The organism is Bacillus sp. FSL K6-1338, from assembly GCF_038006965.1.
Classification (GTDB): domain Bacteria; phylum Bacillota; class Bacilli; order Bacillales; family Bacillaceae_G; genus Bacillus_A; species Bacillus_A thuringiensis_S.
On record NZ_JBBOWI010000001.1, the window covers coordinates 705,527 to 730,234 of the forward strand.

The window sequence follows — 24,708 nt, forward strand, 5'->3', positions numbered from 1 at the left end:
TTTTATAGATAGAAAGGAGTAAGCGATAAATGAAAGAAGTTATTGGATGTCCACAGTGTGAAGGGGATATTACTGTACAACATATTATTGATCTCCCACATCCTTTTTCATTAAGGTGTCCACATTGTAAGGTGAAGTTGAAAGAAATAAGGGTAACGTCATGTTTAATATTAGCGATGATTTGTATAATTCCATTGTTTATTATTATTGGAGAGAGTATTAAGGAATTACTAGTAAAATATTTTTCTATTGTAGACAATGTACCAACTGTACTTATTTTCTTTTTATTTTGTTATCCATTGTATTATTTCTATGAAAAATATAATGCTATATTGTTTATTAAATATGGTTTGCTGAAAGTTAAAAGTTGAATTGAATAGGAGATTATCATTATGCTTTGGAAAATATATTTAGTTATTGTAGCAATGTTAGCTATTATTTCGTTAGTAAGGGGTATGTTTCAAACACCAATTCAAAAGTTTGACTTTGTAGTATCTATTATTACGTGGATAGGGCTCTTTGGTTTTGTATTTGATATACAAATATTAACCTCGATTGTTTGGAAATGTATCTTCTTGTTTAGCGTCATTTGGACTTTAACTGCAGTTTTTGTTTTTCGTTTATATGAAGAGCGAGATGAGCCATTACCTTTTATATTTAAATTAATTGGCATTATTCCAACGCTTCCATTATATTACGGATTATATCAATATGCATTTTAAAAAAGACAACGATGGATTATCCCATCATTGTCTTTTTTACTTTGCTTCTTACATAAATCATCCCAGCAAATGTTAATAAAAATGCTGTCCCGATAATGAAGCTGATGCTAGGTGATGCTCCGATTGCGCCGACTGTAAAGGAGCCAGCAACAACTCCTAATGAGAAGAAGGCATAAAATAATCCGAATGCCTTTCCGCGATTATCGTCTGTAGTATTTTCAACGAGTAAAGCGTTAATAGACGGAAAGAGGATTGCGAATCCAATTCCATAAATCATCATTACAATAAAGAGCATACCTTTTGTAGCAAATAATCCGAGTAAAGATAATGCGAATGCCATAACTGCAATTCCGATTAGCATTAGTTTCGAACGATTAAATCGATCGTAAATACGATTTGTTGGAAGCAAGAAGAAGAGGATAGCAGTAATACCAAATACACTTAACATCATGCCTGTTGTAGATGCTTTAAGCGCTAATGCCTCAACTTTTACTGGTAACATATAAGTGACAATTCCTTGTGAAAACATTAATGTGAAAGCACCAATATATGCTTGTAATAACGGTTCTGATTTTAACAGTTCAATCATATCTTCTTTGTTCATCATTTGCGTTCTTGATGTATCTTTTCTTGATACGTTATTTGGTAAGAAGAATAGAGATACGATTGTACCAAGAGCCATTAAAATAGAAATAGTAATGAAGACCCATTCTACGCCAGCTGTTGCTTTCATAATACCGCTGAAAGCAGGTCCTACGATTGCCGCTGTTCCAACAGCAGCACCAGATAGAGCCATTGCTTTTCCTTGTCTTTTTGCATTTGTTTGTTTTGATAAAAATGTAAAGGCAGCAGGAATTAAAAAGCCATCACTAAATCCATGCATAAAGCGCACAACTAATAGTTGTTCACCACTTTGAACAACGGTGTATAACAAGACTATGAAACTCGTAATTCCCATGCTTATATAAAGGATTTTTTTTGCACCAAATTTATCGACAGCGGCTCCAGCAATAATATTACCAATCATATTAGCGAATGAGTACATACCGACAACTAGCCCGATAATAAGAGGAGTTCCTCCAAGGCTTTGAGCGAAAGTACTCATAATAGGTAATTGTGAAAATGTATCTAAAAATGCCACGATAACGATAAAGTAAATAAAATATTTCAAGCGATATTCACCTCTCCAATGCTATTATGGCACAATGCTAATTTCACCTGCAATGAAATTGAATTAACAGATGTGGAAAAAAGTACAAAGTGACAAAATATTGAACGTTATTTGTAAAAAATTAGTAGTGATGTGATTGTTTTTTTGAAATATATGGATAGAAGTATTATAATAGATTTGTAAACTTCACCAGGTTAAGTATATACATAGAGAGGGATGTATAAAATGAAAGCACTACTTTGGCATAATCAACGTGATGTACGAGTAGAAGAAGTACCAGAACCAACAGTAAAACCAGGAACAGTGAAAATCAAAGTTAAATGGTGTGGTATTTGTGGGACAGACTTGCATGAATATTTAGCAGGGCCTATTTTTATTCCAACAGAAGAACATCCATTAACACATGTGAAAGCACCTGTTATTTTAGGTCATGAGTTTAGTGGTGAGGTAATAGAGATTGGTGAAGGAGTTACATCTCATAAAGTGGGAGACCGCGTTGTTGTAGAACCAATTTATTCTTGTGGTAAATGTGAAGCTTGTAAACATGGACATTACAATGTTTGTGAACAACTTGTTTTCCACGGTCTTGGCGGAGAAGGCGGCGGTTTCTCTGAATATACAGTAGTACCAGAAGATATGGTTCATCACATTCCAGATGAAATGACGTATGAACAAGGTGCGCTTGTAGAACCAGCAGCAGTAGCAGTTCATGCAGTACGTCAAAGTAAATTAAAAGAAGGGGAAGCTGTAGCAGTATTTGGTTGCGGTCCAATTGGACTTCTTGTTATCCAAGCAGCTAAAGCAGCAGGAGCAACTCCTGTTATTGCAGTTGAACTTTCTAAAGAACGTCAAGAGTTAGCGAAATTAGCAGGTGCAGACTATGTATTAAATCCAGCAACTCAAGATGTGCTAGCTGAAATTCGTAACTTAACAAATGGTTTAGGTGTAAATGTTAGCTTTGAAGTAACAGGTGTTGAAGTTGTATTACGCCAAGCGATTGAAAGTACAAGCTTCGAAGGACAAACTGTAATTGTTAGTGTATGGGAAAAAGACGCAACAATTACTCCGAATAATTTAGTATTAAAAGAAAAAGAAGTTATTGGTATTTTAGGATACCGTCACATCTTCCCAGCTGTTATTAAATTAATTAGCTCTGGTCAAATTCAAGCAGAGAAATTAATTACGAAAAAAATTACAGTGGATCAAGTTGTTGAAGAAGGATTTGAAGCACTTGTAAAAGATAAAACACAAGTGAAAATTCTTGTTTCACCTAAATAAGATAGAATCGAAAAGAGTAGCCCTTTTCTAGAAATAGAAGAGGGCTACTTTTTTTCTATACTGAAAGGTGATAGACTTTCCTTTGACTAAATGTATTTTTGTTTGGAAGGGAGAATCTAATGCTTTCATTTTTGTTAACTTTAAAGCGAATGTTAAGAGCCTGTTTACGAGCGTGGAAAGATAAAGAATTTCAAGTATTATTCGTATTAACAATTTTGACTTTAATATCGGGTACGATTTTTTATAGTACGGTTGAAGGGTTACGTCCTTTAGATGCGTTATATTTTAGTGTTGTGACATTGACAACTGTAGGAGATAAAGATTTTAGTCCTCAGACAGATTTTGGAAAGGTTTTCACGATATTATATATATTTATTGGAATGGGATTAGTGTTTGGATTTATTCGTAAGCTGGCAACTAATGTACAATTACCAACGATATTATCAAATAGAAAAAAAGAGTAAAGCATTCAGATGCTTTACTCTTTTTTTACATTAGTTTAGACAAGCCTTAATAATAGTTTATTAAAATGAAAGTGTATTCATTCATTATATTCACTGTGTATAAAGTTATAATGATATGAACATTTGCATATTTTGATTTAGTGATAGAATTTTCATGAAAGGTGGGATATTCTAGTCATAGGTTAACCGGATGACATCATAGGATCCTAACAAAATTTTTACAATAATTCAATTATAAAATGGAGGATTTTATATGAAAAAGAAAGTACTTGCTTTAGCGGCAGCTATTACATTAGTTGCTCCATTACAAAGTGTTGCATTTGCTCATGAAAATGATGGGGGACAGAGATTTGGAGTTATTCCGCGCTGGTCTGCTGAAGATAAACATAAAGAAGGCGTGAATTCTCATTTATGGATTGTAAATCGTGCAATTGATATTATGTCTCGTAATACAACACTTGTAAAACAAGATCGAGTTGCACTATTAAATGAATGGCGTACTGAGTTAGAGAACGGTATTTATGCTGCTGACTATGAAAATCCTTATTATGATAATAGCACATTTGCTTCACATTTCTATGACCCTGACAATGGGAAAACTTATATTCCGTATGCAAAGCAGGCAAAGGAAACTGGAGCTAAATATTTTAAATTAGCTGGTGAGTCTTACAAAAATAAAGATATGAAACAAGCATTCTTCTATTTAGGATTATCTCTTCATTATTTAGGTGATGTAAACCAACCGATGCATGCGGCAAACTTTACGAATCTTTCGTATCCACAAGGATTCCATTCTAAATATGAAAACTTTGTAGATACGATAAAAGATAATTATAAAGTAACGGATGGAAATGGGTATTGGAACTGGAAAGGTACGAATCCAGAAGATTGGATTCATGGAGCGGCAGTAGTTGCGAAGCAAGATTATGCTGGCATTGTAAATGATAATACGAAAGATTGGTTCGTAAGAGCAGCTGTATCACAAGAATATGCAGATAAATGGCGCGCTGAAGTTACACCAATGACAGGTAAGCGTTTAATGGATGCACAACGTGTTACTGCTGGATATATTCAGCTTTGGTTTGATACGTACGGAAATCGTTAAGTATTTGGCCTTTTTATCACTATACAATACATGGAGGTATGAAACGTGAAAGGTAAATTGCTAAAAGGTGTACTTAGCTTAGGTGTTGGTTTAGGAGCTTTATATAGCGGAACGTCAGCTCAAGCAGAAGCATCTACAAATCAAAATGATACATTAAAAGTGATGACGCATAATGTATATATGCTATCAACAAACTTATATCCAAACTGGGGACAAACTGAGCGTGCTGATTTAATTGGGGCGGCAGATTATATAAAGAATCAAGATGTTGTTATATTAAATGAAGTGTTTGATAATAGCGCATCAGATCGTTTATTAGGCAATTTGAAGAAAGAATATCCAAATCAAACAGCAGTATTAGGTCGTAGTAGTGGAAGCGAATGGGATAAAACGTTAGGGAACTATTCATCTTCAACTCCTGAAGATGGTGGCGTTGCGATTGTCAGCAAATGGCCAATCGCTGAAAAGATTCAATATGTATTTGCAAAAGGATGCGGGCCAGATAATTTATCGAATAAAGGATTTGTATATACGAAAATTAAGAAAAATGATCGCTTCGTTCACGTAATTGGGACGCATTTGCAGGCGGAAGATAGTATGTGCGGAAAAACTTCACCAGCATCTGTACGTACGAACCAATTAAAAGAAATTCAAGATTTTATTAAAAATAAAAATATACCAAATAATGAGTATGTGTTAATTGGTGGTGATATGAACGTAAATAAAATAAATACAGAGAACAAGAATGATTCAGAGTATGCATCTATGTTTAAAACATTGAACGCTTCTGTACCATCTTATACTGGACATACAGCGACTTGGGATGCAACGACAAACAGTATTGCAAAATATAATTTCCCTGATAGTCCTGCTGAGTATTTAGATTATATTATTCAAGTAAAGACCATGCGAACCCACCGTATATAGAGAATAAGGTGTTACAGCCGAAATCTCCACAATGGACTGTTACATCATGGTTCCAAAAATATACGTATAATGATTACTCTGATCATTATCCAGTAGAGGCGACTATTTCTATGAAGTAGTTTCAAAAAGTTTCTTCGTAAAGAAGAAACTTTTTTTATTTGCAAACAGGAAAATCACACTTTCTTTCCAATATGTATAAGACATATTGAGAAGAGGAGAGAAAAATGTGGATCGAGGAATTTTTAAAGAAGTTCCATTACCGTGTGCATTTTTGGATGAAGTGGCTTTAGATAGAAATATTCAATCAATTATAGAGTTAAGTGGAAATAAGAAGATTCGTATAGCGAGTAAATCGTTACGTTCTGTTCCGATTATGCAAAAGATTTTAGCTGCAAATGATCGATTTCAAGGTATTATGTGCTTTTCACCTAGAGAGACTTTATTTTTAATAGAACAAGGATTTAATGATTTATTGCTTGGATATCCTGCTTATGATGAAAGAGCTTTGTATGAAATTAGTTTGCTAACAAAGAAAGGTTTCATTATAACTTGTATGGTGGATTGTGAAGAGCATATTGTGTATTTAGAAAAAATTGCTGAGAAATCTAAAGGATGTTTTCGTGTTTGTTTGGATATTGATATGAGTAGTCGTTTCTTTCAATTTCATTTTGGTGTACAAAGATCCCCAGTAAAAAATGTGCAGGATGCGTTGAAAGTAGTAGAAAAGGTGAGAAGGTCATCATATTTAATGTTAGATGGTGTGATGGGTTATGAAGCTCAAATTGCTGGGGTAGGCGATCGTATACCAAATCAATGGCTGAAAAGTAAGGTGATTTCGTATTTAAAGAAGAAATCAGTGTTAGAAGTTAAAGAAAGAAGAGAACATATTGTAAAAGCAATACAAAACCTTGGTATTGAGCTAAGGTTTGTAAATGGAGGCGGAACAGGAAGCATAAAAACAACTGAGAAAGATAATTCAGTTTCAGAGATTACAATAGGTTCTGCTTTTTATTCTCCGAAGCTGTTTGATTATTATAAAGAGGTGAAATTTCATCCAGCGATCGGATTTGCCTTATCAGTTGTGCGTAAACCAGTCCCGTTTATTTACACTTGCCTAGGTGGTGGATATATTGCTTCAGGAGCAGTTGGAAAAGATAAAGAGCCTGAAGTTTGGAGACCAAAGGGTGCAAAACTATTAGCTTTAGAAGGTGCTGGCGAGGTACAAACGCCAATTTTTTATAACGGCGAGGAACGAGTGGACATAGGAGAGTCCATTTTGTTTCGTCATAGTAAGGCTGGTGAATTATGTGAACGCTTTCCTTTTTTGTATCGTGTTAAACAAGGAGAGATTGTTGGGGAGTATTCAACATATCGGGGGGATGGCCAATGCTTTCTATAAAGGGACAAAGGTGGAGGAATTGGACAGGGAATGTAGAAGGAACGCCGCATTATACGATGTATCCAGAAAGTATACAAGATGTAGTAGAAGTAGTGGGGGTTGCACGAAAAAAGGGGCAGAAAATTCGTGTTGTTGGTTCAGGACACTCGTTTACACCCCTTGTGCAAACGGAAGAAGTTTTAGTTTCTTTAGATGAATTGAAGGGCATTGTGAATATTGATGAAGAGAAGATGGTCGCTGAAGTGTGGGCAGGAACAAAGTTATATGATTTAGGGAAGTTACTTGAGGAAAAAGGTTATGCGCAAGAAAATTTAGGGGATATTGATTCGCAATCTATTGCAGGAGCGATTAGTACGGGGACTCATGGAACGGGTATTACCTTTGGGAGCTTATCAACACAAGTTATAGAGATTACGGCAGTTTTATCTAATGGTGAGAGTATAGTTTGTTCGGAAGCTGAGAACGTAAAATATTGGAGAGCGTTTCAGTTGTCACTTGGAATGTTAGGTATCATTGTAAAGATAAAATTGAAGGTTATTCCAGCGTATTCACTCGTTTATGAAAGTGAAAAACAGTCATTATCTACTGTAATGAACAAACTAGAAGAGTATAAGAAGCATCGTCACTTTGAATTTTTCGTTTTTCCTTATTCTGATGAAGTACAAGTAAAACTTACGAACGAAACAACGAATACAGGCAGTGATTTGAAATGGCATAAACTAAAGGTGGAGTTACTTGAAAATAGGATGTTCTCTTTACTATCTAAAGGGTGTAAATGGTTTCCTTCTATAAGTAAAGGAGTGAGTCGATTATCAGCTAAGGCTGTACCAAACACAAAAATAATTGGCCCGAGCTATGAAGTATTTGCTACATCACGTACGGTACCATTTTATGAAATGGAGTATAGCATTCCTTCAAAGTATATGAGGACTGTGGTAGAAGAAATCTCAAATCTTATTGAAAAGAAAAAGTATAAGGTGCACTTCCCGATCGAATGCCGCTATGTGAAAGGTGATGATATATGGCTTAGTCCAGCCTATGGAAGAGATTCAGCGTATATCGCTGTTCATATGTATAAAGGTATGAAATATGCTGCTTACTTTGGCGAAGTGGAAAAAATTTTTCTGAAGTATGAAGGGCGTCCGCATTGGGGGAAAATGCATACATTATCGTATGAGCAATTACAAGATATATATCCAGAGTTTCATTCGTTTTTACAGGCGAGGAAGTCTCTAGATGAACTTGGAATGTTTTTTAATCCTTATGCAGAAAAGTTATTTATCCCGCATTAACGGGCAGTAATACTCCCATCTCAAAATTCGGTGGGAGATAACCGCTCGTTTTGGGAGGGTTGATTAAAGTTTCACATTATGTATATGAAAAAGCTGACAAATAATTATTTGTCAGCTTTTTTTAGTGTAATTGCATTTCTTGTATGACTAATATGCTCATAAAATAGTAGTTTATCACGGCTAAATACATGCAGTAAAACATGAATAATAAACAGGCCGTTAATGATGAATAGGAATAACAATGTAACGAGTAATACTAAAGGTTCTGTATGATTTAACATAGAACTACTAGAAAGAATATAATTGATTCCGCCTAACGCAAAATAAAATATACCGTATCGAATAAATAGTTCTTTTAATGTAATACGATCTGATTTTCCTTTCAGGTTAATGCGAAGCAATGCTTTCCCAATTGTTTTTCCATTCGTAAAGTATGGAATAATAATAAAGTAAATAAGGATTGAACACGTAATGAAAATGAGTTCATACATATTGGTGTAAGATTGCATATTAGAAACGAAGAAAGAATTTCCTTTGTTTTTAATGACAGGTACAACGATAGATAAGGAAATCCAATCAATTTGCATCGCGATAAGACGACGAATGAATCCGACTGGTTTCGTTTCCAAATCAATATGACTATCTAACTCGTTTGTTTTTGGAAGGAAGTACGTAAATATTGGTGCAATGATAAAACCAATTACGCCACCTAATGTATTTAAAAACAAATCATCGATATCAAATAATCGGTATGCACAATTGTATATACCGTATAATCCAGTCACTTGTGTTAGCTCGAAAAATAGTGAAAGGAAAAAGGAAATGCAAATTGTTTGTAGGAAACTACGTCGGAAATAATAACGTAAGTAAATACCGAATGGAACAGTTAATAGAACATTAAATGCAACTTGTAAAAAAGCAGACTCTTTTAATAAGTAGAAATAAGTAGCCGGTTTCGTTAAAACTGCCGATGTATGACTACTAATCTCTTGTATGAAATAAAATGGTGAGAGTTGCATGTGTTGTGTATTAGCCGATTGTAGGCTACAAGTATCAAACGTTTGTGGCAACGGCAAAATAACAAGAAAATAGGCATTTAATAAGTAAAGTAATAATGAGTATAAAATAAATGAGCGCCATTTATTTAAATAACCGTATTTTCGATAATTAAATATTAGAAAAGGGATTAAAAGAAACATTGCTAAAAAAGGAAATAAAATAAATGCTGTTTTTACTGGAAATAAATATGCAGTCAAAGTGAAACTCCTTTCAATAAAAATTCGTTTATCATTATAGCGCTAAAAATATTTAAATACAAAGTTAAAATCTTTCGAAATAGAAATAATTACTAATTTTATAGGAATTAAGTTATAATAAATTTAATATAAGGATATTATGATTATGTAAGTTGAGAGAGGGTACAAGAGATGCGATATGAACTTTTTTCTGTAAGTGGGGATCATATTACGACTTTTGAAAGTGCATGGCGTTTTCAGGAGGGAGAACAGATTTTTGTTCATGATGATCAAACAAAAAGAAACTTTATTATTATTCGTCTGACGCATGATGTATTTCAACAAAATAAACATGTTATTCGTTTGTATTGTCAAGAAAAGAAAGTGTATGCATAAGAGAAGCCCTCTTACAGTATGAAAAGTAAGAGGGCTCTTTATCCCGCTATTTGTGGGAAGCACGATTGGTGAGGATTAAAGTTTCACTTTATCATTTTTCTCCTCGCAAGGAATAAAAAGAGAAGAGTTAATGCACATAGGTAGCATTTGATTTGGAAGAAAGGATATAGCCTTGTATTTTGTACTTCAAAGTTACATGGCCTTCTCTTTGAGAAAGCCATGTATGGTAATCTTGTTGTGTTTTCCATAACATACGAAACATATATTCTGTCTTATCATTTGTACGATGAACATGTGAAAACTCTATGTTAATAAAACCGTTCGTTCCAGGGGAAGGATAATATTGTTTAAGCTCACAAAGTAGCTCACTTTCATATCCGTACTTAATGTGAATGAGTTTAGTAACTATAAGCATATAAACACCTCTTTTACGATAATAGTAGGAAAGATAGAATTACTATAATAGTGAACTTGATCGTTATTATACTATTCTGTAAATTCGAAGTAAATGATAGGTTTTAACTTAATAAAGGTATAAAAAAGCGAGTCATCTAGTGTAATAGAATGACTCGCTTTCGATTTGTAAGTTTCACTTTATAAGAAAATAAGAGTAAGTACACCTACGATAATACAATAGAAAGAGAAATACTTTAAATTTCCTTTTGCCATAATGTTCATAAACCATTTTAGTGAAATATACGTCATGATAAATGTTGCGATGAATGCAACGACATATGGTACGAATAATGTGTCTAGATTTGGATCATTTGCAATGTCTGTAATGCTTAACAATAAGCCACCTAAGCTAACAGGAATGTATAGTAAGAATGAGAAGCGAAGAGCTGTTTCTTGCTTCATACCAAGTAACATTGCTGCTACGATTGTGGCACCAGATCGGCTTATTCCAGGAATCAGTGCGCAAGCTTGTGCTAATCCGACGATGATTGCATCTTTCATAGAAAGGTCGCCATCATTTTTACGACCGCGTAAATTTCTAATAATCCAAAGGCCGACAGCAGTAATAAGAAGGGAAATCCCAACCATCTTCACACCTTTTAAGTACTGATCGATGTAATCTTTAAATAAAACACCAATAACACCTGCTGGAATGGTTGCAATAACAAGATAAATAATAAAGAAGAAATCTGATTTCGCGTCTTCTGCTCTTGTAAATATATAAGAGAGACCATTCTTCGTCAGACGAATTAAATCATTTCTATAAATAAGTAATACAGCTAATAATGAAGCTGAATTAACAAGTAGTTCGAAGCTAAATCCTTCTATTTTTAGTCCTAGCAAATGTTGTGCTAAAACGAGGTGACCACTTGAAGAAATCGGAATTGGTTCTGTTAGTCCTTGGAACAGACCGAGAATTAAATATTTTAAAACGTAGTAAAATTGTTCCATAATAACCTCCTTGTTTATTAGTTGAAAGAAACAACTTTTCCATTATAACAAAGATATGGATGAATATTGAAAAGAAATAAATATTCGAAATAAAATAAAAATCCCTTATAGCAGTATAAGGGATTTTTATTTTTAATTAAGAAGTTACTGTTCCTTGAAGACTTTTAGACAATTGAACATCGACTTTTTCAGCATCATGAATATGATTCATAATAGTAGTATTTAATTTTTGGAACATTTGTTGTGTATTAGCGAATTCTCGTAATATGTCATCATTACAAGACTTTTGGTTTTCAATAGCCTTAATAACATTTGTAGCGCCATTTTGTAACGTTTGAATCATAACTAAAATATTTTCAATTCTAGCGTTTGTATCGGCGCTCATTTCTACACCTTCATCGACTAAATGTAAATTATCTTTTGTATTATCGTATGCTTTTTCAATTTCTTCTTGAATTTTTTTCGTTAAGTTGCCGATGTTTTTTGTGCTTTCTGCTGTACTTTCCGCTAGTTTTCTTACTTCATTGGCAACGACAGCGAATCCTTTACCGTGCTCTCCAGCACGTGCGGCTTCAATACTCGCATTTAAGGCAAGTAAATTTGTTTGTGCTGCAATGTTTTGAATGACTTCTACAATTTGCTCGATTTCCTTTGAGCGTTCGCTTAGATGATTCATACTATTAGACGTGCGTTGAGATTGTTCACCTAATTTATTAATTACAATAAGTAAGCGGTGAACGGATTCTTTTCCTTCATTAGAGCAGTCAATAATTTCTGCAATAGACTGAATTAAGCTTTGTTCCTTTTGCAACATTTCATTATTTAACTCATTGGAATGTGTCGTACGTGTTGAAACATTTTCGAAACATGAACTTAATTGTTGAACTAAATTTTGGAGTGTATTGTGTTGGTTATTTACAAGTTGATGCTCTTGTACAACGCTTTGTACACGATCGTGGATAGTCGAAATAGTCTCTTGTTTTTCAATATCTTTTTGTTTCAATTCTGCTTCTAATTCTTGTATACGCTCTTCTAATTGAGCAATTGTATGTTGGAGTGATTTCTTTTGAGTAAACATGTATTTATTTCAACCGCCTTCGAAAGTTATATTTTCTCTATATTTGGATTTTAGCATCTTTTGTATTTTTTAAATATAGGAATTGTTAAATATTTAAGAATCTATTACATTTTATTCATAATTCTCTTTTTTTTGTCACGAAAAATAAACTGTATTTAATCGTTTTGTAAACAAACTGTAAAATAAATCATGTATAACTGTATAAGAAGGGAGTCGGATTATGAACTATTTTAAGCGAATCAGCTGTCTAGTATTAGCAGGAATTATCGGTCTTTCTAGTACAGTCGCTGTTAAAGCAGAGTCAAACGACGAGAAACTTAACAACATGCAACAGCAATTGCAACAAAACGATGCAGAAATGCAAAAGAAAGAGCAAGAGAAGCAAGCTGTTAGTAAAGAAATTAAAGGTATTGAAAACGAACTACATAATTTAAATAATACAATTGCAAAAAATAAAGAGGATCAAGCTGCTATTCAACGTAAAATCGATGAAACACATAAGCAGATTGAACAAAAAAAGGAAGAAATTGTCGTTTTAGAGGATAAAGTCCTTGCTCGTAAAGACATTATGAGAAAACGTATGGTTTCTGTTCAAAACAGTTCAAATACAAGTTTAGTAGTAGAAGTTGTAGTAGAGTCAAAAAACTTTGCAGACTTCTTACAACGTATGAACGCAGTTTCTACTATTCTAGAAGCTGATAAAGAAATTTTACGTCTACAAGAACAAGATCTTCGTCAAATTGAAGAAGATAAGAAAACAATTGACGAAAAAGAAGCATCTTTAGTAGTAGACAAACAAAAATTAGCAAAAGCGCAAGCTGAACTGCAAGATAACTTGAAAAAACGTCAAGATAACTTACAAACAGTTCAAGCTAAATATAATGAGGTTGCAAGTCAGCTTAATTTAGCAGCGGAAGAGAAAGCTAAAATTGAATCAAATATGAAGGCAGTACAAGAAACAATTGCTCGTGAACAAGAAGCAGCAAGAATCGCAGCGGAAGAGCGTGCAAAAGCAGAAGCGGCTGCAAAGGCTGAGCAAGAAGCTTTAGCGAAAGCACAAGCAGAAATTGCTGAAAAGCAAAAGCAAGAAAAAGCTAGTAAACCGGCAGAACCAGTTGCTAATAATAATTCGAAGGTAGAACCTGCACAACCTTCTAAGCCAACTGCTGGTGGGAAAGAAATTTATGTAGAAGCTACAGCTTATACAGCTGATCCAGCGGAAAATGGTTATGCGTCAGGTCAACAAGTATTTTCTGCATGGGGACCAGGTGGTAAAGGTTATAATCTAACTGCAAACCCAGGAATGAAATTAATTGCTGTAGATCCAAGTGTTATTCCATTAGGCAAAACTGTAAATGTTGAAGGTTATGGAGTCGCAATTGCAGCAGATACTGGTGGAGCGATTAAAGGTAACAGAATTGATGTGTTAATGCCTGATAAAGGGTCTTCTAGTCAATGGGGAAGAAAAATCGTTAAAGTTACAATTTTAAACTAAAACGTAATCCAACTTTACAATACGTAGAGTTGGATTTTTTACAATATTAATGTTAAGTTAAGTTTACATTTTGTTAAGGATAGCATACAATAATGGTGAGAGGTGGTAAATTTGACCATTTTAAACAGAGTAAAAGAATTAAGAGCTCGTTTTAATTTTTCACAAAGTGTATTAGCAGAAAAGGTTGGAGTGACGAGACAAACAGTTGCTGCAATTGAAAAAGGGGATTACGTTCCTTCATTGTTACTAGCATTGATGATTTGTGATGTATTCCAGTTAAAGATGGAAGACGTGTTTGTTTTAAATAAGGAGGGGGAAGAGGATGAGTAGAATTGGTTTTTCTTATATTATAAATGTACTCTATACTGCACTAGCATGCTGGACATTTGTTGAATTTTATAGTGTTATTACAGAGTTAGCAGACATATTTAAAAACGAGAAATTCCCGTTTGAAGTAGCGGTTAATGGAGTACCATTTATTTTATTATTTATTGGAGCTATTATAGTTACAATTTTTTATAGAATTCAAAAGAAAAAATATAAGAATTTATCTTTTTGGATGTATCCATTATTATTTCCACTAGAAGATGAACGTGAAAAAGCGATTACGGATAAAGCTTGTCGAACAACATTTGTATCGTTATGGTTTGTGTTACCTTGTGCAGTTGGATTTTTAACTTTTTCGCCTATTATTAATGAATATCTTCCTGGATACCCATTATATATTCTATTTTCTATTTTCTTTATTCAAATGACAGTATTTCACGTATCATTATACAGAAATAAATTAGCTTAAAAAGAAACCTTCTTGCACCGGCAAGAAGGTTTCTTTTCAGCTAATACTTGTACATATGGCGATATTATTTTATCATTTTATATAGAGTAAGATTTTGTAAGGGAAAGGAATTGTATATGAATAAGCAAAGAATTTATAGTATAGTAGCAATCCTGCTATTTGTTGTAGGTGGGGTGTTAATTGGAAAGCCATTTTATGATGGATATCAGGCTGAAAAGAAACAGACTGAAAATGTGCAGGCTGTTCAAAAGATGGATTATGAAAAGCATGAGACGGAATTTGTAGATGCTTCCAAAATTAATCAACCAGACTTGGCGGAAGTAGCGAATGCATCATTAGATAAGAAACAAGTAATTGGTCGTATTTCGATTCCAAGTGTTTCAGTAGAACTGCCTGTTTTGAAAGCTTCTACTGAAAAAAACTTATTAACAGGTGCAGCGACAGTAAAAGAGAATCAAGTTATGGGAAAAGGAAATTACGCACTAGCAGGACATAACATGTCTAAAAAAGGTGTTTTATTTAGTGATATAGCTTCTTTGAAAAAAGGCGATAAAATTTATTTGTATGACAATGAAAATGAATATGAGTATGCGGTTACTGGTGTATCTGAAGTAACTCCTGATAAGTGGGAAGTTGTGGAGGATCATGGGAAAGATGAGATAACGCTTATTACATGTGTATCTGTAAAGGATAATTCTAAGCGTTATGTTGTTGCTGGTGATTTAGTAGGAACGAAGGCGAAGAAGTAAAAAAGAAGGTGAACTCTTTAAAGAGTTCACCTTCTTTTTTACTAATGTTGAGAAAAAATAGAATGTTTTGGTTTGTATTTAAGTATTCTTCTATTTATGTATAATAAAGTTATAATTCTATATTTTGGGAGGAACAAGAGTGAGACAACAGGTGAAGAAACTTCTTTTAACAACGAGTATAGCGTTATTGGTAGCTCCAATTTCAGCTTATGCGCATCCAGGGCGTACAGATGCTAATGGCGGACATACGTGTCGTACAAATTGTGAGAAATGGGGATTACAGTACGGGGAATATCATTATCACAATAAACCAGCTTCTAGTAGTGGTGCAACGAGCCCAGCTCCTAGCCAGAATAATAATAGTGCTGTAGAAGCTGAGAGACAAGCAGAAGCACAGCGTAAAGCTGAAGAAGAGAGACAACGTGTAGCCGAAGAACAAAGAAAAGCTGAAGAGGCACGTAAGCAAGAGGAAGCGCAGCGCCAAGCTGATATGGAAAAAGGTCAACTTGAAGGTCAAAAGAATGGAGAAACTGATTTTAAAGCAGGAAAAAATGATGCAGAAGTGCATGTAGCTGGAAAATCTGATGCATATAAACAAGCGTTTAAAGCGACTTATGCAGCCGCATGGTCTTTAGAAGAGCAGAAGAAAACGCATTTTGAAAAAGGAAAAGAACAAGGTTTAGCACAAGAGACGATGGACGATAGTCAAGTTGCTCCAGAGTTTAAGGTAAACTTTGTAGACGGGTTCAAAGTAGGGAATAAAGAAAGAACAGAAAAAATTGAAAAAGAACAAGCTGAATTAGGAGAAAAGACAGGGAAAGAACTAGCTGAAAAGAATCCTGGAAATAGAGAGAAAGAAGTATACGTGAAGGCATATGAAACAGCGTATGAAAAAGGCTATAAGTCTACAAAAAAGGCAGTAGAAAAGGCTGGCTATAAGTATGCATTTGAAAACTATAATTTAAAAGTTCCTGCTAAGTATGAAAGAAATGAATTGTTAAAGAAATGGTTTACTGAAGGGTTTAAATTGAATAAAAAAGCAGCAGAAATTCGAGAAGAAGGGTATAAAAAGGGAGACAGCTGGTTCTCATTCTTCTATAAGAGTTTCGTACCAAGTGAATATAAAGAACATAAAGAGCTGTACGAACAAGCAATAGAAAAAGGTAAAACGGCATAAAAAAAGATGAGGAGAAATTCCTCATCTTTTTTAATCCATCCATTTCACTAATTTCTTAGAAATTAATAATAAAACACAACCTAATACAATTGCCACAGCGCCAATAACCGTGAATACTTCAGCGTATCCAAGTGAGGTTGTGAAGCTTGCAAGTTGTCCGCCTAAAATGTTGGCGATACCTGAACTTGCTAGCCATACACCCATTAGTAAAGATGCTAATTTTACCGGAGCAAGCGCACTAACCATTGATAGTCCGACAGGTGATAAGAATAGCTCACCTAACGTATGGAAAAGATACGTAAAGACGATAAATAGTAAGTTTGCTTTTTCTGTAATGTTATGTTCATCACTACCTGTTTTTAATGTAGCGATAACGAGAATGATATAACCGATACCAAGCAAGATCATACCAAGTCCCATTTTAGTTGGGATTTTTAAATCACCGCGCTTGCGAGTTGCAAGTTTTGCCCATAATGCAGAAATGACTGGAGCAAGTAAAATAATAAATAATGGATTGACCGATTGGAACCAAGATGTTGGAACTTCCCATCCGAACACAGAGCGGTCTACAAATTTGTTTGTATATAATGTTAACGAGCTACCAGCTTGTTCAAAGCCAGCCCAGAAGAAGACAACGAAGCATGTTAAAATGACGATAACTGCGGTACGTTGTTTTTCTTTTTTTGTTAACGGTGTATCTCCTACTGATGGTTGTCCATCTGTTGTTTGTAAATCGCGAGTTGGTTTTTTACCGATATCACCAAGGAAGCGATTTGATAATGTTGTAAATAAAATTTGTCCAATAATCATTCCGATTGAAGCGGCTAAGAAACCGTAACGGAATCCGTAATGTACAACGCCATCAACTGTTGTTTTGAATAAATTTTCTGATAAAAACCCGCAAACGAGTGGAGCTAAAAATGACCCGACGTTAATACCCATATAGAAAATGGTAAATGCACTATCACGTTTTGGATCGTTCTCTTCGTATAATTCTCCAACCAGTGTAGAGATGTTCGGTTTGAAGAATCCGTTACCGATAATAATAAGCGCTAATCCGAGGTATAGGCCTAATTGGTTTTGCAAGGCAAATAGTGTAAGGTTACCGATTGCCATTGTTATACCACCAATTGTGATTGCTTTTCGTCTACCTAGAAAACGGTCTGTTAAGTATCCACCAATCATTGGTGTGAAATAACAGGCTCCAGTATAAAATCCGTAAATAGAGAGTGCCCATGCGGGACTAAACCCAAGACCACCGCTTACTAAAGCTGTCGTTAAATATAATGTTAATAATCCTCGTAATCCATAGTAACTAAATCTTTCCCACATTTCTGTAAAGAAGAGTAAGTATAAACCTGGAGGATGTTTCTTTTTTCTTTGTTGTTCTCTTTCTAGTTGTATCGCTGATTCCATGTTATTTTCCTCCTGACACAAACAAAAACAAAGTTAATAATTTTGTACATTTAATATTTTACTTTATTAACTATTATAAGTCAATAAAGGTTGATTTTTCAGAAGAGATTGGAAAAAGGGAATAGCTATAGAAGGGGTGTTTCTTTTGTGATAGACTATGGACTATGTTTTCTTTGTAAGGAAGCGGGTTATTGTACTTTTTTTATATGTGGAATTGATTTCATAAAAGATGAAATTAAAGAAGGAGAAAGAAATGAAATTGTTACAGAAAAAAGAAATTTTACTTATTAGTCTTATGTTATTCTCGATGTTCTTTGGAGCAGGGAATCTTATATTCCCACCTTTTCTTGGATATGAAGCAGGAGAACATGTGTGGATTTCGTTAGTAGGATTTATTATATCAGCAACAGGTCTTCCTATATTAGGTGTTATTTCTATTGCAAAAGCAGGAAGTTTTCAAACGTTAGCGGGTAGAGTTCATTCTTCATTTGCAATTATTTTTCCATGTATCGTGTATGTATTTATTGGACCTGGGCTTGGTATACCACGTGCGGGAAGTTTAGCCTTTGAAATGGGGCCAGGTCAGTTATTCCCTGAAGCAGGAAGCGGAGTATTATTGTTTTACACAGTTATTTTCTTTAGTATTGTTTACTGGTTAAGTTTATCACCATCTAAACTAATGGGGTTGTTTGGAAAAGTCTTGACGCCGTTATTATTATGTATGATTGCACTTATTTTTATAAAGAGTATGTTTACAACAGTAGGAGATATGAAAGAACCAATAGGGAACTATGGCCAAGCTCCTATGTTTCAAGGGTTTTTAGATGGATATTTAACAATGGATGCGTTAGCTGCTTTAATCTTTGGAATTGTTATTGCAAATGCATTACGTGCAAAGGGTATTGAAGATGATAAAGGTTTAGCGAAATATATGAGTATTGCTGGAATCGGGGCAGGACTATTATTATCGATTATTTATGTCATCCTTGGATATGTGGGGGCAATTAGTGGCTCATTAGGAACATTTGATAACGGTGCCAAAGTGTTAGCACAAGTTATGACTACATTATTTGGACAGGGCGGAGTCGTTTTATTAGGTCTTATTTTTACTATCTCATGTTTATGTGTTTCAATTGGACTTGTTACGTCTTGTAGTCAATTTTTTTCGAGTGCATTTCCGAAAGTATCTTATAAAGTGTGGGCATTTATAGTAAGCGTTGTTAGTATGATCTTAGCTAATTTAGGATTAACGCAAATTTTAAAAGTATCAGTACCAATTCTTGGATTTATTTATCCAATTGCATTAACGCTTATTATTCTAGGGTTATTCCATAAGTATATTGGGAAGTATGCATACGTATATACAGTAACTGTTTGGATTGTAGCAATATTTAGTGCAATTGATATTTTAAATAAAAATGTAATGATGAATCAGTGGACGTCAGTATTAAAATACATTCCGTTTTATACAGAAGGTGTTGGATGGATTGTTCCAGCTATTGTAGGCATGTGTCTTGGTTTCATCGTTAGCATTGCTTTAAATAAGAATAAATGAGTAAAAAGGTGTTTTCCTATTTTGGGAAGACACCTTTCTTTTTTTGGAAAAATACTATTGAAAATGAATAGACTAAGAGTATGATAAAGGTAATTGGTAATATATAGGTTTAATGAGAGTTACGAATAAGGGGGTAGCATATGAAGAAGGATTTGGATAAGAAAATAGAAGCACTCGAAACGGCAATTGAAACGATTCAAGAAGCACTTGCTGAATTAAAGGTGAAGCAAAGGGAAATAGAAGTAGAAAACGCTCAGCAACATGTTAGTAAGGATAAGAAAGAATATATTGAAACGGTAATGGAGGAAAAGCCAAAAGAAGAAATAGTTAAGATAAAAGAGCCTTTGCAAGAATGTGAGGTAAAACAAGTAGATATATCTGCTTTTAAACCAGAGCCATTTAATATTATTAAGTTTTGTCAAACGTGGTTACCGCGTGTATTTGTCGGTATTATGTTGCTTGGAGTGATCTGGTTATTTAAAGCAGGGGTAGATGCTGGTTTATTAACACCAGCAATACGAATTGTGTTTGGTATCGCATTATCTATCGGTTTGTATTATATAGGAGATATTCAAATTAAAAGAGAGCGGCAGGCGTTAGGATTAGTATTGGTTGGAGGAAGTATTTCGGGGATTGTTTTAACGACGTTTGCGGCACATTATTTGTATGCATTTATTCCGGCAAGTATCGCGTTTCTCTTTAATATTACATGGGTTATTTTAGGGATTTATTTAGCGAAAAGATATAACTCGGAATACCTTACTATCTTCGTAGCGGTAGGAGCGTTCTTCGTGCCATTCTTGTTAAATAGTACGACTCCTAATCCTTATATTTTCTTTGGATATGAGACAGTGTTAACACTTAGTTTATTATGGTATGGATTGAAAAATCGTTATAAATATTTATATATGATTTCTTACGCTGTTGCGGCCATTGTTCTTTTTGTCTTCTTTGCTGTTATGTCAATATTAGTAGAGAACTTGCAAATACAGTTAACGATTGTATATGGTTTGATTCATTTACTATTATTTTGGCATATGTTTACGGAGAGAAGTTTTATACCAGAACCGCGTTTGGCGATATTTAGTGCGAATGCAGTGTTCTTTATACTAGCTATTTCAAAAATACCTGATTTTACAACATGGGGATTAATTATTAGTGCAATTGTGCACGCTGCTATGTTTGTGCTTGAGTATAGGAAGAATAGACATTCTACATTTACAAATCTCTTATTTGGTTTCACAATGGGAGCATTTAGTTTAGCGATTTTATACGAGTATAGTTTAGTAAATGCAGCGATCGTACTATTATTACAAGGTTTCCTTGGAATGGTTACTTCTATTAAAGGAAAACAACAGATAAAATTGTATGTTAGTGCAACGATTTACGCGATTGGAATGATACAAACGATTTTTAGTCCGTTTGATCAATTTATTTCGGCAGGCTTTGTTGCTCATATTATTTTAATAGGAACATTCTATTATTGCATGAGACAAGCGAAAGAAGTGTTAGCGAGTTTTGGTAAGTATGTGTACTCTATAGCGCTCTACTGGTTAATGGTCATTGTATTTATTACAATTACTAGAATTGGTGAAGTTCTTTCTACAGATGGAAGTATAATTAGCGTATCTGTATCGTTATTATGGATGATATATGCGTTATTTGCAGTTTGGTTTGGCCGTTATAGACAGATGAATGAAATATTATATGCTGGATTAATCGTATTAGTAGTAACGGTAGGGAAGTTATTCCTACTTGATTTACCGGAGGTTTCGATGATGATTAGGGCAGTGTTATTCCTAATCGTCGGTAGTATAGGTATCGTTATTTCAAGAATGTTTTTCTCAAAAGAAGAGAAGTGAAAAGAAGGCAATCCATGTATGGATTGCCTTTTTCATTATTTTTTATTAATCGTTACAGTTTCATTATATTTCGCTGTTGTATTTTGACGTAGACGAAGCGTTGCTTGTCCAGTTGTATTTGAATCAATCTGTACATTTACAACTTTTTCAGCAGAGCCTAAGCTGTTTGTTGTGAAAGAGAATGCACTACTATATCCGAAAGCAGATGGCCAAGTGCCGTTTGTATTTTGAACTTTTGCTACTTGTGTTCCACCAGTAGTGAATATACCTAAAGAATAGTTGTTATAAGTTGTATTAGGTAGTAAGTTGTTTACTTGAATCTTCATTTGGAAAATTTCATTGTTTGGTAGAATGCTAGGGTGTGTAACGACGTAGTCGCTTGTTGTTACCGCACCGTTATAACCGTATGAACCTGGTTTAAAAGTATTTGTATTAAACCATTGATAACCTGCATTTGGTGCACTCCAAGGTTCAGGTTGTGGTTCTGTTGATAAGCTTGGCTGTTCAAATGTTTGTAGAGCTGTAGGTGAATCAAGTTGTAAACCATTTACTTGATCTAAACTTGTAAATGTCTCTTTATTCGATAACCAATTTACGATGTTTTCTAATAAAATCGCATCGTTTTCTTCTTTATAACCATCGTAAGTTTTCTTTGTTTGGCCAGAATCTTCACGAACGTACTTTGGCGTTGCATCTTCAACAGGAGAAGAGTCACCAATAAAGGCAGCTTTTCCAAGTCCTATTTTTGCAATTGCAGCATATGGGCCTTCTGCAATACCACCGCCATTATAAACGCCACTATCAACAGCGTTATTCCATTTTGATGGATTTTCTGGAAGGTAAACAAGTCCTTTTGCTAGTTTTGGGTTTGTAATTGCTAGAGTAGAACCAGCATGCATTGCTACAGAAGAAACACCTTTTGTAATTCCGAAAGATTGTTCAGGCGATACAATTGTTTTCGCTGAAACATCACCAAGTGCATTGTAGCGGAAGCGAATACCGAAGTTGTCAGATAGCCAATCAGAGCTTTCTACTCCTTGCATAGCTTGTGAATTTGCTTCTTCATTAGACATTCCTTTTGCTGGATTATCCCAAGCACCGCGTCTATATCCATTAAATACTTCAGAAGAGTCCCAGCGATTTTTATTACGATCCGCATTGTAATGATCGGCAATAAAGAAGATACTACCACCATTTTTTACATATTGTAACATAGCGTCCTGCTCAGATTTTTTGTAAGGAATATTAGCTTCTGGAACGATAAATACATTGTAACCATTTAAGTCTTCGTACGTAATAGGTGTTGATTTACGAAGTTCTTTTACGTGATATCCGTTTTTTGCAATGCCGTTTCCGAAGTCAGAAAAGCCGCCGTCAATAACCCAGTCAGCTGTCCCAGCAGTTTGACCGTGTGTATTATCGAATAATACTTTCTTCCCATTGTTTTGATTTACAACTTTTGCAGCAATTTCAGGAGCTGGGTCTACAGAGCTTTCGGCATAAGTAGACGGTATGAACGAGGTCCCTATACTTAGTGTAATTGCTGTTGCTAAAGAAAATGTAATCCATTTTTTATTCTTCATAGAAGAATCCCCCTAATAATAAATATATGTGCTTTAATAATGTAATTTATTTTTCTGTAAAAATAAAGACGGAAAACATAAAAAATATTAAAAGATTGTAAAAATACCGTGAATTTTGTTGAGAAATATTTATATAGATATAAAAACACCCCTTCCAAGTAATAAGGAAGGGGTGTTTTGCTTAACTAATTTTTGAGTTAGGTGTTTCATCAATCTTATGAAACCCTTTCATGTAATATACGATTGCTAAGCCGATAAGCCAAATTGGGCCGACAATCAATGCAATTCGTGTATCTTCTGAATACGCCATTATACCTAGTACTAATACAAGGAAAACGAGTGAGAAATATGAGCTTAATGGGTATAAAGGCATTTTATATGATAACTTTTGTTTATTTTGAGTAGGTAAGCTTTTACGGAATTTAATTTGAGCAACTAATATAATTCCCCAAGTCCAAATTGCGCCGAAAGTTGAAATGCTAGTAAGCCATGTAAATACCTTTGCAGGTACGAGATAGTTTAATATAACACCAATGAGTAAAACGATAGCAGTTGCTACAATTCCTTGGCTTGGAATGCCGTTTTTATTTAAACGACCAAATCTTTCAGGAGCTTTTTTCTGCTGAGCTAATGTAAATAGCATACGGCCTGTACTAAATAAACCACCGTTACAAGAAGAAAGAGCTGCTGTTAATACGACAAAATTAATAATACCTGCTGCTTTTGCGATACCAATTTGCTGGAATGTTAATACGAATGGGCTTCCTTTCTCACCAAGTTCGTTCCATGGATAAATTGCCATCATAACGAATAGAGCTCCTACGTAGAACAGTAATATTCTCCAAAACACGTTATCAATTGCTTTTGCGAGTGTTTTCTTCGGATTTTGAGCTTCACCAGCTGTAACACCGATTAATTCAACGCCTAAATAAGCGAATAGTACCATCTGCATGGAGAGTAGTAACCCAGAAAAACCATTTGGGAACCAGCCGCCATGTGACCAAAGGTTTGAAATACCAGTAGCGATACCACCGTTTCCGAATCCGAATAAAATAATACCAGCTCCGACTACTATCATACAGATAATTGTGACAATTTTAATGAGAGCAAACCAAAACTCAAGTTCTCCAAATACTTTTACCGATAAGAAGTTAAAAGCGCTCATTAACAATAGAGCAAGTAATGCCCAAGTCCAGCGCGGGATATCTGGGAACCAGTACTGCATGTAAATACCAGCTGCTGTAATTTCAGCCATACAAGTAACAACCCATAAGAACCAGTAATTCCAACCAGTAATATAACCAGCGAGTGGGCTGATATAATCATATGCATATTTACTAAAAGAACCGGCAACAGGTTGTTCAATTGCCATTTCCCCGAGAGCTCGCATAATGAAAAAAATAACGAGTCCGGCAATCATATAGCCTAGTAAAATAGAAGGACCGGCTAGTTTAATAGCGGAAGCGGATCCTAAAAATAGCCCAACACCAATAGCTGAGCCAAGTGACATTAAAGTAATATGTCGTTCTTTTAAACCACGATTTAAAGTTCCAGATTTGTTTGTGTGCTGCATAAGAAGAATCCCCCTTGTAGAGTGAACG

At 34.6% G+C, this 24,708-nt stretch carries 22 protein-coding genes and 2 pseudogenes; 16 read left to right on the forward strand and 8 right to left on the reverse strand.

Features of this window, described 5'->3' with window-relative positions; translation table 11 throughout:
• The first annotated feature begins 29 nt into the window (after positions 1–29).
• Together NZ044_RS03640 and NZ044_RS03645 are read left to right on the forward strand one after the other, a co-directional pair.
• On the forward strand, positions 30–371 hold the full coding sequence (locus NZ044_RS03640) for a hypothetical protein (protein ID WP_000665762.1): 342 nt from the start codon (positions 30–32) through the stop codon (positions 369–371).
• A gap of 21 nt (positions 372–392) precedes the next feature.
• On the forward strand, positions 393–722 hold the full coding sequence (locus tag NZ044_RS03645) for a hypothetical protein (protein WP_000964465.1): 330 nt from the start codon (positions 393–395) through the stop codon (positions 720–722).
• A gap of 16 nt (positions 723–738) precedes the next feature.
• Here the strand turns inward: NZ044_RS03645 and NZ044_RS03650 are convergent, their stop codons facing one another.
• Complete coding sequence (locus tag NZ044_RS03650; protein ID WP_000873268.1) at positions 739–1,893, reverse strand: MFS transporter; 1,155 nt, start codon at positions 1,891–1,893, stop codon at positions 739–741.
• A gap of 225 nt (positions 1,894–2,118) precedes the next feature.
• On the opposite strand from NZ044_RS03650, the gene bdhA reads away from it, so the two are divergent.
• The 6 genes and pseudogenes from bdhA to NZ044_RS03680 all read left to right on the forward strand — a co-directional run bounded on the left by bdhA (position 2,119) and on the right by NZ044_RS03680 (position 8,358).
• A complete protein-coding gene (gene bdhA / locus NZ044_RS03655; RefSeq protein WP_000645827.1) occupies positions 2,119–3,171 on the forward strand; it encodes a (R,R)-butanediol dehydrogenase in 1,053 nt (350 codons plus the stop codon).
• 119 nt (positions 3,172–3,290) lie between these two features.
• Positions 3,291–3,635 carry a potassium channel family protein gene (locus NZ044_RS03660; protein WP_000948213.1) on the forward strand — a complete coding sequence of 115 codons (345 nt, stop codon included), beginning with the start codon at positions 3,291–3,293 and terminating at the stop codon, positions 3,633–3,635.
• 253 nt (positions 3,636–3,888) lie between these two features.
• The gene (gene cerA, locus NZ044_RS03665; protein WP_000730997.1) at positions 3,889–4,740 is read left to right on the forward strand and encodes a phospholipase CerA; all 852 of its coding nucleotides are present in this window, start codon (positions 3,889–3,891) and stop codon (positions 4,738–4,740) included.
• Positions 4,741–4,785: 45 nt separating this feature from the next.
• Positions 4,786–5,786 (forward strand): annotated as a pseudogene (gene sph, locus NZ044_RS03670) (sphingomyelinase C).
• 107 nt (positions 5,787–5,893) lie between these two features.
• A complete protein-coding gene (locus NZ044_RS03675) occupies positions 5,894–7,066 on the forward strand; it encodes an amino acid deaminase/aldolase (protein ID WP_000373751.1) in 1,173 nt (390 codons plus the stop codon).
• Positions 7,054–8,358: a D-arabinono-1,4-lactone oxidase gene (locus NZ044_RS03680; RefSeq protein ID WP_098505637.1), complete on the forward strand. Its 1,305-nt coding sequence runs from the start codon at positions 7,054–7,056 to the stop codon at positions 8,356–8,358. The genes NZ044_RS03675 and NZ044_RS03680 overlap by 13 nt, the downstream gene beginning before the upstream one ends.
• Before the next feature lie 104 nt (positions 8,359–8,462).
• Here the strand turns inward: NZ044_RS03680 and NZ044_RS03685 are convergent, their stop codons facing one another.
• Positions 8,463–9,614 carry a VanZ family protein gene (locus tag NZ044_RS03685; protein WP_340949566.1) on the reverse strand — a complete coding sequence of 384 codons (1,152 nt, stop codon included), beginning with the start codon at positions 9,612–9,614 and terminating at the stop codon, positions 8,463–8,465.
• A gap of 171 nt (positions 9,615–9,785) precedes the next feature.
• On the opposite strand from NZ044_RS03685, the gene NZ044_RS03690 reads away from it, so the two are divergent.
• Positions 9,786–9,989: a hypothetical protein gene (locus NZ044_RS03690; protein WP_001268332.1), complete on the forward strand. Its 204-nt coding sequence runs from the start codon at positions 9,786–9,788 to the stop codon at positions 9,987–9,989.
• A 127-nt stretch (positions 9,990–10,116) separates the two neighbouring features.
• On the opposite strand, the gene NZ044_RS03695 is transcribed toward NZ044_RS03690, so the two are convergent.
• The 3 genes and pseudogenes from NZ044_RS03695 to NZ044_RS30795 all read right to left on the reverse strand — a co-directional run.
• A complete protein-coding gene (locus tag NZ044_RS03695; RefSeq protein ID WP_000909751.1) occupies positions 10,117–10,404 on the reverse strand; it encodes a hypothetical protein in 288 nt (95 codons plus the stop codon).
• Between the two features lie 179 nt (positions 10,405–10,583).
• Positions 10,584–11,396: an undecaprenyl-diphosphate phosphatase gene (locus NZ044_RS03700; RefSeq protein WP_000434794.1), complete on the reverse strand. Its 813-nt coding sequence runs from the start codon at positions 11,394–11,396 to the stop codon at positions 10,584–10,586.
• Positions 11,397–11,532: 136 nt separating this feature from the next.
• A pseudogene (locus NZ044_RS30795) lies at positions 11,533–12,063 on the reverse strand (methyl-accepting chemotaxis protein); the annotation flags it as partial.
• 631 nt (positions 12,064–12,694) lie between these two features.
• On the opposite strand from NZ044_RS30795, the gene NZ044_RS03710 reads away from it, so the two are divergent.
• The 5 genes from NZ044_RS03710 to NZ044_RS03730 all read left to right on the forward strand — a co-directional run bounded on the left by NZ044_RS03710 (position 12,695) and on the right by NZ044_RS03730 (position 16,691).
• A complete protein-coding gene (locus NZ044_RS03710; RefSeq protein WP_001105781.1) occupies positions 12,695–13,969 on the forward strand; it encodes a 3D domain-containing protein in 1,275 nt (424 codons plus the stop codon).
• Positions 13,970–14,080: 111 nt separating this feature from the next.
• Positions 14,081–14,299 carry a helix-turn-helix transcriptional regulator gene (locus tag NZ044_RS03715; RefSeq protein WP_000154017.1) on the forward strand — a complete coding sequence of 73 codons (219 nt, stop codon included), beginning with the start codon at positions 14,081–14,083 and terminating at the stop codon, positions 14,297–14,299.
• Complete coding sequence (locus NZ044_RS03720) at positions 14,292–14,765, forward strand: hypothetical protein (protein WP_000086544.1); 474 nt, start codon at positions 14,292–14,294, stop codon at positions 14,763–14,765. Before NZ044_RS03715 ends, NZ044_RS03720 begins: the two co-directional genes overlap by 8 nt.
• 116 nt (positions 14,766–14,881) lie before the next feature.
• The gene (locus NZ044_RS03725; protein ID WP_001041729.1) at positions 14,882–15,514 is read left to right on the forward strand and encodes a class A sortase; all 633 of its coding nucleotides are present in this window, start codon (positions 14,882–14,884) and stop codon (positions 15,512–15,514) included.
• A 139-nt stretch (positions 15,515–15,653) separates the two neighbouring features.
• Entirely contained in the window at positions 15,654–16,691 is a 1,038-nt protein-coding gene (locus NZ044_RS03730) for a YHYH domain-containing protein (protein WP_001249807.1), read from the forward strand.
• Between the two features lie 30 nt (positions 16,692–16,721).
• Here NZ044_RS03730 and NZ044_RS03735 read toward each other — a convergent pair whose 3' ends face one another.
• Positions 16,722–18,107 carry a peptide MFS transporter gene (locus NZ044_RS03735; protein WP_000443141.1) on the reverse strand — a complete coding sequence of 462 codons (1,386 nt, stop codon included), beginning with the start codon at positions 18,105–18,107 and terminating at the stop codon, positions 16,722–16,724.
• 253 nt (positions 18,108–18,360) lie between these two features.
• Between NZ044_RS03735 and brnQ1 the strand changes: the two genes are divergently transcribed.
• On the forward strand, positions 18,361–19,662 hold the full coding sequence (gene brnQ1, locus NZ044_RS03740) for a branched-chain amino acid transport system II carrier protein BrnQ1 (RefSeq protein WP_000771705.1): 1,302 nt from the start codon (positions 18,361–18,363) through the stop codon (positions 19,660–19,662).
• A 140-nt stretch (positions 19,663–19,802) separates the two neighbouring features.
• A complete protein-coding gene (locus tag NZ044_RS03745) occupies positions 19,803–21,524 on the forward strand; it encodes a DUF2339 domain-containing protein (protein ID WP_000710904.1) in 1,722 nt (573 codons plus the stop codon).
• Positions 21,525–21,559: 35 nt separating this feature from the next.
• Here NZ044_RS03745 and NZ044_RS03750 read toward each other — a convergent pair whose 3' ends face one another.
• Complete coding sequence (locus NZ044_RS03750) at positions 21,560–23,107, reverse strand: DNA-binding protein (RefSeq protein WP_000791516.1); 1,548 nt, start codon at positions 23,105–23,107, stop codon at positions 21,560–21,562.
• Between the two features lie 181 nt (positions 23,108–23,288).
• Positions 23,289–24,680, reverse strand: a complete 1,392-nt coding sequence (locus NZ044_RS03755) for an amino acid permease (RefSeq protein ID WP_001164901.1) — start codon at positions 24,678–24,680, stop codon at positions 23,289–23,291.
• Between the last annotated feature and the right edge of the window lie 28 nt (positions 24,681–24,708).